The organism is Frigoribacterium sp. CFBP 13605, from assembly GCF_014839405.1.
Classification (GTDB): Bacteria; Actinomycetota; Actinomycetes; order Actinomycetales; family Microbacteriaceae; genus Frigoribacterium.
Genome location: NZ_JACYNS010000085.1, coordinates 1 through 11032, shown reverse-complemented (window position 1 = coordinate 11032; position 11032 = coordinate 1). Strand labels below are relative to the sequence as shown.

10 protein-coding genes are annotated in these 11032 nt (G+C 71.6%); 6 read left to right on the top strand and 4 right to left on the bottom strand.

The features are described from left to right. The coding region (locus IFT36_RS12940; protein ID WP_200413335.1) for a hypothetical protein at positions 1–190 on the top strand (190 nt) is incomplete at its 5' end. A 112-nt stretch (positions 191–302) separates the two neighbouring features. After that, a complete protein-coding gene (locus tag IFT36_RS12935; protein WP_307785101.1) occupies positions 303–995 on the top strand; it encodes an endonuclease/exonuclease/phosphatase family protein in 693 nt (230 codons plus the stop codon). Between the two features lie 150 nt (positions 996–1145). Here the strand turns inward: IFT36_RS12935 and IFT36_RS12930 are convergent, their stop codons facing one another. Then, the gene (locus IFT36_RS12930; RefSeq protein WP_056046704.1) at positions 1146–1424 is read right to left on the bottom strand and encodes a hypothetical protein; all 279 of its coding nucleotides are present in this window, start codon (positions 1422–1424) and stop codon (positions 1146–1148) included. A 332-nt stretch (positions 1425–1756) separates the two neighbouring features. On the opposite strand from IFT36_RS12930, the gene IFT36_RS12925 reads away from it, so the two are divergent. After that, a complete protein-coding gene (locus IFT36_RS12925) occupies positions 1757–2596 on the top strand; it encodes an aldo/keto reductase (RefSeq protein ID WP_159825978.1) in 840 nt (279 codons plus the stop codon). 174 nt (positions 2597–2770) lie between these two features. After that, on the top strand, positions 2771–3535 hold the full coding sequence (locus tag IFT36_RS12920; protein ID WP_056046700.1) for a Pr6Pr family membrane protein: 765 nt from the start codon (positions 2771–2773) through the stop codon (positions 3533–3535). Here IFT36_RS12920 and IFT36_RS12915 read toward each other — a convergent pair. Further along, positions 3466–4980, bottom strand: coding sequence for a flavin monoamine oxidase family protein (locus IFT36_RS12915; protein ID WP_200413334.1), 1515 nt, complete (start codon positions 4978–4980; stop codon positions 3466–3468). The genes IFT36_RS12920 and IFT36_RS12915 overlap by 70 nt on opposite strands. 175 nt (positions 4981–5155) lie before the next feature. Next, complete coding sequence (locus tag IFT36_RS12910; RefSeq protein WP_200413333.1) at positions 5156–5953, bottom strand: alpha/beta fold hydrolase; 798 nt, start codon at positions 5951–5953, stop codon at positions 5156–5158. A gap of 454 nt (positions 5954–6407) precedes the next feature. Between IFT36_RS12910 and IFT36_RS12905 the strand changes: the two genes are divergently transcribed. Beyond that, positions 6408–7241, top strand: coding sequence for an NAD(P)H-hydrate epimerase (locus tag IFT36_RS12905; protein WP_200413332.1), 834 nt, complete (start codon positions 6408–6410; stop codon positions 7239–7241). A gap of 443 nt (positions 7242–7684) precedes the next feature. Next, positions 7685–8656, top strand: a complete 972-nt coding sequence (locus IFT36_RS12900) for a glycyl-tRNA synthetase (RefSeq protein ID WP_159825982.1) — start codon at positions 7685–7687, stop codon at positions 8654–8656. A gap of 161 nt (positions 8657–8817) precedes the next feature. On the opposite strand, the gene IFT36_RS12895 is transcribed toward IFT36_RS12900, so the two are convergent. Beyond that, entirely contained in the window at positions 8818–10215 is a 1398-nt protein-coding gene (locus tag IFT36_RS12895) for an MFS transporter (protein WP_307785100.1), read from the bottom strand. Between the last annotated feature and the right edge of the window lie 817 nt (positions 10216–11032).

Genomic DNA, 11032 nt, shown 5'->3' with positions numbered 1-11032 from the left:
GTCGACGCCTCGACACGCCGCCGCGGCAGCGACCACCGGTCTCGCCTTCACCGGCGCCGAGCTGGCCGGCCCGGTCACGCTGGCCGCACTGCTGACCCTGCTCGGTGCAGCGCTCGTCGTCTCGGCCCGTCGCCGTGCGGCCCGCGCGGCGCTGACCGGTGACGCCGACCGCAGCCACCGCGGCGAGTAGCCGACCGTCAGGGGGTGCCGGGTGCGGCGGACACGACGTCCGCCTCACCCGGCACCCCCCTTTCGTCCAACCTGCACCTCCCCGAAACAGACGTGGACTAGGTTCGCTACTCGTGACAGAAGACAACGGACACACGATGCGCGTCGTCAGCTACAACCTTCGCGAGCACACGGCCAAGGGCGAGATCCGGTCGCTCGCCGAGGACAACGACGCCGACGTGCTCTGCCTGCAAGAGGCCGACACGAAGGACATCCCCGACGAGTTCGGCGAGTTCGCCCTCGCGGCGTCGACGCACAACAACCGTCTCGGGCTGGCGGCCTACTACCGCCGTTCGCGCTTCGAGTTGCTGGGGACGAACGTCTACGCGCTGAAGAAGTCGATGCACGACCGGGTGATGTCGCCGGCGCACGAGCGTCTCCTGGCCATGCACCTGGCCGACCGGCAGAGCGGACGTGACGTGCTGATCGGCTCGTTCCACGCCGCCCCGCTCACCGCCACGAACGCCCTGCGGAAGAAGCAGGTCGAGTCGGCGCACCGCCTCATGCGAGCGCTGGCGCCCGGCGTGCCGATGCTCATGGTGGGCGACTTCAACTACCCGTGGTTCCACGGCGGTCTCCGCAAGCACATCGAGCGGGACGGCTTCGTGCTGACCCGCAGTTCGACCCCGACCTACCTCGGCTACAAGTACGTCAAGGGCCACTTCGACTTCGCGACGAGCTACGACCTCAAGATCGAGGACGTCGTCACCCTGCCGGCCGGCATCAGCGACCACCGTCCGATCCTGGTCCGCGCCCGGGGGCTCTGACCTCGCGGGTTCCGCACACGACGTCGGGCCCGGTCACCTCCTCGGTGGCCGGGCCCGTCGTCGTGGGGCCGGGAACCGCAGGAGGCGCGGTGCGGCCGTCAGCCTCACCGCGCCTCCTCGGGTCGTCGCGCCCGCGGGCGCCGCCGGGGCCTAGGCGGCCAGGGCGAGCTCGCGGGTCTCGACCGACGAGGCCTGCACGATGGTGCGGCTGGGCTCGTGGCGCCAGCTGCGACCGGGGATGACCCAGCCGGCCGCTCCGTCGACGACGACCGACGCACCGACGCGCACGGCGGCGGTGACGTCGTCGCGCCAGGCGCGGACGGCGAACTGGGTGCCGCGGTCGTCGACGACGACGAACTCGACGAGGCGGGCGGTGGTGAGGGTGGGCGCGGTCGTGACCGTGCCGGTGATGCTGATGATGTCGTTCATGATGCTCGATTTCGATGTGTGCTCTGTGTTGCGACAGAATCCGTGGCACGAGATGCCGGATGGGCGCTCGTGGTCCGCCTGACGGCGGTGGTCGGGCCTGCGGTGACGGCGGCCGGAGAAGTAGGGCAACGATGATCGGTGGTCATCGTGCGCATCCGGCGAGGTCGTCTCGCGAGGCTGTTCGGGCGGTGCACCGGTGTGGACTCGGTCGTCACCGCACGGGGCACTTCTGAGAAGAAGGACCCAAGCGACTCACCACAGTAACACGCCCGGGGTACGTCCACCAGGGTTTCCTCGGAAGGTTCGACGGGGGTGAGTGGTTGGCTCTACACATGACCACGATCCCCACCATCACCCTGAACAACGGAATCCAGATCCCTCAGCTCGGGTTCGGCGTCTACCAGGTCGACCCGGCCGAGACCAAGGACGCCACCCTCACCGCGTTCGAGGTCGGTTACCGCCACATCGACACCGCCGAGATGTACGGCAACGAGGCGGGCGTCGGCGAGGCGATCGCCGAGAGCGGCATCGACCGCAGCGAGATCTTCGTCACCTCGAAGCTCAACAACGGCTTCCACAAGCGTGACGACGCGCTGAAGGCGTTCGACGGCACGCTCGACGCGCTGAAGCAGGACTACGTCGACCTGTTCCTCATCCACTGGCCGCTGCCCGGCATCGACGTCGACTACGTCGAGACCTGGAAGGCCCTCGAAGAGATCCACGCCAGTGGCCGCGCGAAGTCCATCGGCGTCTCGAACTTCCAGCAGCCCCACCTCGAGCGCGTCCTCGACGAGGGCTCGGTCGTCCCGGTCGTCAACCAGATCGAGGTGCACCCCTACCTGACCCAGGACGCGCTGCGCGAGTTCGGCGTCTCGAAGGGCATCCACACCGAGGCCTGGTCGCCCATCGCCCAGGGCGGCGTCCTCAAGGACGAGACCATCACCGAGATCGCCGAGCGCGTCGGCAAGACGACCGCACAGGTGACGCTTCGCTGGCACATCCAGCGTGGCGACATCGTCTTCCCGAAGTCGGTCACGCGCTCTCGCGTGGAAGAGAACTTCGATCTCTTCGACTTCGAGCTGACCGACGCCGACGTGGCCGCCATCACCGCCCTGAACAAGGACGAGCGCACCGGTCCGAACCCGGACGAGTTCAACTACATCCCCAGCTGATCGCCTGATCGGCACGACGTCGCGCCGGGTCGCGACGCCGAGGCACCGAGGCCGGGTCCGCACGTCGTCACGACGAGCGGGCCCGGCCTCCGCACGTCGGGGCGTCGCGCGGGCACCTAGTACGATCGACGTTTCCCCCGACCACAGCCGACCAGATCCGGAGGGCGTGACACGGTGCGACGGATCGTCGGCGTCCTGCGCCTGCTCGCGGCCGCCGTCGGCGTGGTCGCCCTCGTCGCCGACTTCGTCTACGTGCTCGGTTTCAGCACGTTCAGCTCGATCAACTACTTCAGCTACTTCACGCAGCAGAGCAACATGGCGAACGTCGTGGTGCTCGCCTTCGCGGGCGTCGTGTCGTTGCGCGGGCGACAGGAGCCCGGCTGGTTCGCGGGAGTCCACGCCCTGGTCAGCACCTACGTGATCGTGTCGGGCATCGTGTTCGGCATCATCGTCGCCGAGTCGGCGAGTCACGACTACCGCATCGAGGTGCCCTGGTCGAGCCAGCTGCTGCACTTCGTGATCCCGACGTTCGTGCTCGTGGACTGGGTGTTCGGCCCCGACCGGCCGCGGGTTCGGTGGCGGGTGCTCTCGGTGGTGCTGGTCTTCCCGCTCGTGTGGGGCGTGTTCACGATCGTCCGCGGCGCCGACGTCGGCTGGTACCCGTACTTCTTCCTCGACCCGGCGCAGGTCACCTGGCCGGGCGAGTTCCTGTTGTACAACGGCATCGCCCTGGGCACGATCGTCGGGGTGCTCGTGGGGCTCGTCGCGCTGAGCCACGTGCGGCCGCACGCGCGGGCACGGCAGGGTGGCGGGCCGGCGTCGGCGACGGGCACCGCGCCTCCTGCGGTCGACGGACGAGGAGGCGCGGGTCAGGACGTCGGGTCGGCCGTCGGCTCGTCGGTGGGCGCGGGGGACCCGGCGGCCACGAGGTCGAGGTAGGGCGCCAGGCTCTGCATCGCCGCGGCCACCGCCGCGTCGTCGTCGAGGCCGGCGACCTCGGCCGCCGCGTCGCCACCGGTCAGCGCGACGAGCACGGGTGCGCCGGTCGCCGGCATGAGGTTGACGAAGAGCCGGTAGGGGGCGTCGTCGTCGAGCATGGCCCAGACCGTGGCCTGGGTGGACCAGAAGGCCTCGTCGAAGCGCAACCAGAGCACCTCGCGCGTGCCGACGCCGAGGGCCTCGATCGCGTCCGTGTGGGTGGACGGCAGGTCGGGTGAGAACTCGGGCACGCCGGTCTTCAGCACGCCCAGGGGGATGGTCGACACGGCGCGGTCGACCGAGAGCGACTCGCCGGTCGCGAGCCTCAGCCCCACGCCCTGGTCGCCGTACTGCACGCGGACGACGTTGCTGTCGCGGAGCACGTCGAGGCCGTCGAGCAGGCCCGCGACGAAGCCCGACAGGCCACCCGTCACCACGGAGGCGCCGGTGGGCAGCAGGTCGCCCGCGGGGTCGTCGCCGAGGGCCGAGGCGGCGAGGTCGTCGGCCCCGACCCCCCAGCGGGCCGGGAGGAGGTCGTCGAGCACGAGGGCGAGGCGGTCGGCGTCCGAGACCCCGTCGGGACCGGGCAGGGCCGAGACGTCGTCGGCCCCCGAGCCGGAGAGGGCGTCGGCGACGCTCGTGCCGGAGTCGGCGTCGGTCGTGGTGGAGCGCCCCGCGGCCCAGGACGCGGCCCGGTCGAGACGGTCGGCGGCGTCGCCGAGGGAGTCGACCGCACCGTCGGACGTCCGGACCTCGACGGTGTCGTCGAGCGGCCGGGTGCGGACGCGGGCGAGGGCGAGTGCAGCCTGGAGGGCCACCGACCCGGGGCCCTCGAGCAGGCCGACGCCGAGTTCGACCGGGTAGGGCCAGTCGTCGTCGTGCACGCTGTGCACCCGGCCGCCGACCCGGCCGCGGGCCTCGACGACCACGACGTCGTAGCCACGGTCGACGAGGGACCGCGCCGCGGTCGCGCCCGCGATCCCGGCGCCGATCACGGCGATGCGCTCGTCGGCCGCGGCGACCCCGGCGACCTGCGCCGCGACGTCGAAGCCCGACTGGCGCGCACCGTAGACCGTGCCGCCCATCGTCGAGGCGACGGCTTCTCCGGCGAAGAAGAGGCGGTCGTCGAGCGGGGTGCCGAGCAAGCGGCGGTCGGCGTCGGAGGTGCCGGGGGTGAGGTGGCTCGTCGCCCCGAGGGAGTAGGGATCGTCGGCCCACGAGCTGCGGCGGAAGGCGGCGGGGGCGACCGTGCCCGACGAGGTCGGCGTCGGCGTGGGGGTCGGCGTGGTCGCGGACGGGGTGGGGCTGGCCGTCGGCGCGGGGGAGTCCGTCGTGCAGGCCGACAGCACGAGGATCGCGGCCCCCGAGACCGATCCCGTCAAGAACGCTCGCCGACTGATGCCCATGGTGCGTCCATTCTCGCAGTCGGCGCGCACCGGCGCTCGCCGGGGTCGTCCCGTGGCGTCCTGCGCTCCGGCACCGCGCCTCTTGGTCGCGTCCTGCGTTAGGGGACCGCGCCTCCGGGTCGCGTTCTGCGTTCCGGCGCCGCGCCTCCGGGTCGACGACCCGTCGGGGCGGGCCTCAGGCGTCGACGGTCTCGAGGAAGGTGCGCAGCAGGTCGGTCACCTGGTCGACGGGGAGCAGCGACGAGGCGTGGTCCTGGCCGACGAGCGAGTAGAAGACGGCTGCCGGCATCCGGCGGGCGGCCTCCTGGGACTCGCGGTGGCGGTCGACGTCCCGCGTGCCGGCCAGCAGGAGGGTGGGGACCTCGACCGAGTCGAGCTGGGGGACCGTCAGGCCGCCACCGGTCTCGGCCGCGGTGAAGAAGGCGGCCAGGGCGATCGGATCGTCCTGCATGAAGGCCAGACGGGTCTCGGGATCGATCGGACGGCCGATCGTCTCGCCCCAGCGGTCGACGAAGCGGGCCATGCCACCCGTCGTCAGGGCGTCGTGCCAGTCGGGCGTGAAGGTCGCTCCGATGTTGCCGTTCATCGCGGCCCAGCTGCCACCGATCATGGTCAGCGTCCGGAGGCGCCGGGGCTCGTGCGCCGCGACGGACAGCCCGATGCGGGCGCCGAACGAGTAACCGACGTAGTGCGCGGGCTCGAGGCCCGTGGCGTCGAGCACGGCGCCGACGTCACCACGGTGCAGGTCCATCGCGTACGACTCGGGGTCGTGGGGCTTGCCGCTCTTGCCGTGGCCGCGCATGTCGAGCGCGACCACCGTGAAGTCGCGCTGCATGTCCCGGAGGTAGCCGAGCCCCCGCCAGGTGCCGCGCGAGAGGCCCGAGCCGTGCACGAGCAGGAGCGGCGGGCCGTCCCCGTCGACCTCGTAGGCGATCTCGGTGCCGTCGACGGGGTTCGGGGTGGTCGCACGCATCCCGACAGTCTGGCAGCGCCGCACAGCTCGTGACGGTTGTGGTCGTAGTGCTCGCTGTGCTCGCTGTGCTCGTTCTGCTCGCTGCGCGCGTCCCGCTCGTCGTGCCCGCTGCGCGTCCCGCTCGCTGCGCGCGTCTCGCGCGTCGTGCCCGCTGCACGTCCCGCTCGTCGTGCCGTTCTCGTCAGGTGACGGTCGACTCGGGTCTGCTCGCGGTCGGGTCGTCCGAGGTGCCGAGTGGCGCGCGATGTCGGCAACTCCTCCCTCGTGCCGCCCGTGCCTCCCGTGGGCGGCGCCCTCGGCCGCCTGCGCGTCACAGGCCCGGAGTTACCGACTCGGTCGGTGCCGTACGAGCAGGTCCTCCCTCGGCACGGTGCGGCACGGCAGGGCCCGGCGCCGTGGCGGACCGGGGTGGGCGGCCCGGTCATCCGGCGGTCGAGGGGAGGAGGGTGGACGCATGGTCGAGGCTTGGACGGCGGCACAGATCCGTGAGGCGGAGCGCCCACACCTGGAGGCGGGCGAACCCTTGATGAGGCGGGCGGCCGACGGTCTCGCGGACGTCGTGCGCGACGTGTTGCGCGCCTCCTCGTCCTCCCGGGACGGTCGTGCGGGCCGCATCCTGTTGCTCGTCGGAAGCGGCAACAACGGCGGTGACGCGCTCTACGCCGGGGAGTCGCTCGCCCGCGAGCTCGTGCCACAGGGCGGCGCGGTGACGGTCGTGCCGGTGGGGTCACGGGTACACGAGGCCGCCCTGGCCGCGGCGCTCGCGGCAGGGGCCGTGCTCGACGACGTCGAAGCCTGGTGCGACGCTGCGGTCGTGGCGGGGGTTCTGCCCGCGTACGACGTGCTGCTCGACGGACTCGTCGGGACGGGCTCGAACGGTGCGGGGCTCCGGGGGGATTCGCTGCGCGTGGTGCGGGCGGTGCTGCCGGTGGTCGCTGGTGCGACATGGGGTGTGGGTGCGGAAGCGGCTGCGGCATCGGCATCGGCATCGGGGACGGGGAGGGACGCAGGGACGTCCCCGGCCGGAGGTTCGGCCGCGGACGGCGACGCCATCGGACCCGCACCACGAGTGATCGCGGTCGACGTTCCGAGCGGCATCGGGGTGGACGACGGGGCCCTCCCCGATCCGCCCCACGTGCTCCCCGCGGACGTCACCGTCACGTTCGGTGGCCACAAGGTCGGGCTCGTCGTGGGCCCGGGGGCTGAGCGAGCCGGACGCGTCGTGCTCGTCGACATCGGCATCGGTCCGGACCTCGCGCGCATGCCCCCAGCGGTCACGACTCCCTGATCGCCGCCCCGCCCCCGCCCCCGCCCCGCCTCGCCGCGCCTCGCCTCGTCCCGCCCCTGTGCCGTCCCCGTCCCCGTCCTGTCCCGTTCGGCTTGCTGTCAGCGCCAAGGGTCTGTCCCGGTCGGCAACTCCGGGCTGTCGGCTTCCCGAGCCGGAACCCTCGCGCCTCCGTCGCGACGCCGACGCCCGATGCAGGAGTTGCCGACATCGCACCAGTACGGTCGGCAACTCCTGCCCCAGGGCATCGCCGCCCGGCCGGAACTCTCGCACGACATCAGGTCTGGGCAGGAGACCGGAGTTGCCGACGGCAGGCCGGTCCCGACCGCGGATAAGGTCACACCAGTCCGGCGTCGTCTCGTCCCCAGGGGCCCGCCGCCGCCGTGCGTCCCCGGTGCGAGTCGCGCGGAGGTGACGGCTACCGCGATTCCGACACGCTCGTGGACATGACCACGATCGCCGAACTGGTCTCGTCCGCCGGAGGCCTGCTCCACAAGCGCGACCTCGTCGCCCACGGCGCGACCGACCGTCACCTCACCGTCGCCGTGCGATCCCGCAGCGTCATCCGGCCCCGGCGGGGGTGGTACTCCACGTGGTCGCCCCATGACCCCCGGTACGTCGCGGTGGCGGTCGGTGGCCGGCTCACGGGAGCCTCCGCCCTCCACCTGCTCGGGGCGTGGTCGTGGTCGTCGCGCCGACCGCCCGTCACCGTGTCGGTTCCGGTGACGGCCTCGCGCCTCCGGAGGCGCCGAGGGGTCCGTGTCGTCTGGGACCCTGTCGACCTGAGTGGCCGAGGATCGACCTGGGCGGTCGATCCTCGCGACGCCCTGGCCCGGGCGGTCGTGGAGGCGCGATCCTTCGAGGACGCGGTGATCCTCGTCGACTGGGCGAGGGAGGCCGGCATCGTCCAGGACGATGACGACGCCGCCGAGGTGTTGTCCCGCAAGAGCATGGACGCTGCCGGCCTCGTCGCATGGAGTGAAGGAGGCGCGGAGAGCATCCTCGAGAGCGCCGCCGGAACGAGACTCCGACGCGCGGGACGCCACGTCGTGCGTCAGATCCCCGTCTCGGGGACGAACAAGATCATCGACATGGTAGTCGACGGCATCATCGGCTTCGAGACCGATGGACGAGCACACCATGAACGGCGTTTCGACGAGGACCGGGTCAAGGACGCCGACATCGCCCGTGAGGGGCGGGTGCCGTTCCGGGCGAGCGCCATGATGGTGAAGAACAGGTGGCAGTCGACGGCCGAGGCGATCGATGCGCTGATCTTCACGGCGGGTGGCCCCCGTCGCGCCGAGGATGTCGGCAACTCCTCATTGCCGCGAGTGCTCGGACCCCGGGGTCGCAGATCGTGGCGGCTGGCGATTCCGCCACGACGCGCCGGTCAGGAGTTCCTGATCGGGGGGACCTAACGGCGTAGCTCGGGGCCCGTCCCGCTGGCCTTCATCGCGCCGCACGGCCGGGCCAAGCCGGTCGCGAGGCACAGCCCGCCGCCCGGCCTGGCCAAGCCGCCGGCCTGGCCAAGCCGCCCGGCGGCTCGGTGCAGCCACCCTGCCCGCGCGGCCAGTGCAACTCAGCTCCGCGGCGACTGCTTCGACGAGGGGACGACCGACAGCGGAGTGGTGATCGTCTCGAGCGACTTGCGAGCCGCGTCGACTCCGAAGATGAGCGCGATGACACCGCCGACCAGCATGACGCCGGCGCCCAGGAAGTACCCGCCCGTGAGGGGGCCCCGGTCGCTCCCGTCGCCGATGAGGGCGCCGTAGAGGCTCGGAGCGACGGCGCCGACGATCTGTCCGAGGGCGAAGAAGTAGCCGATGACCTGACTCCGTAGCTCGAGCGGGAAGATCTCGCTCACCGTCAGGTAGGCCGACGACGCGCCTGCCGAGGCGAAGAAGAACGAGACGCTCCAGAACGCGGTCTGTGTCGCGGCGTTCAGCACGTCCGCCTGGAACAGGATCGCCGACACGGCGAGCACCGCCGCCGACACGGCGTACGTCAGGAAGATCATCTGACGTCGACCCCAGCTGTCGAACAGCGGCCCCAGCACCAGCGGCCCGAGCAGGTTTCCCACGGCGAAGATCAGGAAGAAGTACTGCGTGCTGCTGGGGCTCGTGCCGTAGAAGTTCTGCAGCACGAGTGCGTAGGTGAAGAAGATCGCGTTGTAGAGGAACGACTGCGTGATCATCATCGCGGCGCCGACGAAGGTTCGCTTCGGGTAGTCGTGTACCAGGGTGCGGATGATGGTGCCGAACCCGATCCGCCCCGCCGCGACCACCTCGATGGCCTGGTCGTCCGACACGGGGGTGAGGTGGTCGGTGCCCTTGTCCTTCTCGACGCGGGCCTCGATGTCGTCGACCGTCGCCTCGGCCTCCTTCTCGCGTCCGTGGGTCATCAGCCACCGCGGGCTCTCCGGGATGTGGCGGCGCAGGTAGATGATCGCGAGGCCGAGCACGGGGCCGATGAAGAACCCGATGCGCCAGCCGACGTTCTCGGCGAACAGGTCGGGGTCGAGCAAGAAGATGTTGGCCGTCGCGCCCAGGGCCGCGCCGCCCCAGTACGTCCCGTTGATCGCGATGTCGACGCGTCCGCGGTACTTCGACGGGATGAGTTCGTCGATCGCCGAGTTGATGGCGGCGTACTCTCCGCCGATCCCTGCACCGGCGAAGAACCGGAACACGGCCAGGAAGACGAAGTTCGGCGACAGTCCCGCGATGGCGCTCGCCACGAGGTAGATCGCCAGGGTCAGGATGAACAGCTTCTTGCGTCCGAGGCTGTCGGCCATCCGCCCGAAGATGAGGGCCCCGAAGACCTGGCCGACGAGGTAGATCGTGCCCAGCAGTCCGACCTCGGCCGAGGTGAGCCCGAGGTCCGCCTGGAACCCGGCCGAAGCCACGATCTGGATCTCGAGCCCGTCGAGCACCCAGGAGAACCCAGGCCCACGACGATCGACCAGTGGAACCTCGTCCACGGCAGACGGTCCATCCGGGCCGGGACGAGGCTGCGCGTGCCTCCGCCCGGGGCGCCGTTCGACGAGGTGGTGGGTGAGCTTGTCATGGGTCGGCCTCCCGGGGATGCGTGACGTCGGGTGCGCAGCCTGCAAGTCTGCATCATCTGCACGTGCCCGGACGTTACTCGCGCTCGAAGCCCGTGTCCGCGTCGGCCCGGACGCCGAGGAAGCAGATACCCGAGGAGGCGCGTGTCGGCAACGCAGGACTGCCGAGGAGGCGCGGGCCGGGAAGACAGGGACCTCGAGGCGGGGCGCACCCCGAGACAGGAGTTGCCCGCACCTGCAGGGGCAGAGGAGGGCGCGCACGGGCAACGCAGCACCGCCGAGGAGGCGCGTGTCGACAACGCAGGACTCCTGAAGAGGCGTGGGCGGAGAAGACAGGGACCCGGAGGCAGGGCGCGCCCCGAGACAGGAGTTGCCCGCACCCGCACCCGCACCGAATCCGGCGGGGCTGAGGAGGCGTGGGTGATGCAGGCCGCACCGCCGCGCCATGGGGCAGTCGGGGGACGGGATCACGCGGCGCGGGCCGTCGGTTGCGCGATGGTCCACGACCTCACGGACGGCTGACACGACGACGAGCTGCCGACGGCCGGCGCTTCCCCGAGGGGGAGGCCGTGACCATCGGCAGCTCGCCAGCGAGGATGTGCGGAGCGCCGACGCACGTCTCGCCACGCGCCACGCGCCACGCGACGAGCTCACGCCCAACGCGCGCCACGCGACGCGCTCACGCCCAACGTGCGCCACGCGACGCGCGCTGCGCCACGCGCGACGCGCGACG

What these genes read in the sequence shown, in the direction of transcription:
- IFT36_RS12930 (WP_056046704.1), bottom strand. Translation starts at nt 1,424, where the DNA reads ATGAACGACATCATCAGCATCACCGGCACGGTCACGACCGCGCCCACC.
- IFT36_RS12925 (WP_159825978.1), top strand. Translation starts at nt 1,757, where the DNA reads ATGACCACGATCCCCACCATCACCCTGAACAACGGAATCCAGATCCCT.
- IFT36_RS12915 (WP_200413334.1), bottom strand. Translation starts at nt 4,980, where the DNA reads ATGGGCATCAGTCGGCGAGCGTTCTTGACGGGATCGGTCTCGGGGGCC.
- IFT36_RS12910 (WP_200413333.1), bottom strand. Translation starts at nt 5,953, where the DNA reads ATGCGTGCGACCACCCCGAACCCCGTCGACGGCACCGAGATCGCCTAC.
- IFT36_RS12905 (WP_200413332.1), top strand. Translation starts at nt 6,408, where the DNA reads ATGGTCGAGGCTTGGACGGCGGCACAGATCCGTGAGGCGGAGCGCCCA.
- IFT36_RS12900 (WP_159825982.1), top strand. Translation starts at nt 7,685, where the DNA reads ATGACCACGATCGCCGAACTGGTCTCGTCCGCCGGAGGCCTGCTCCAC.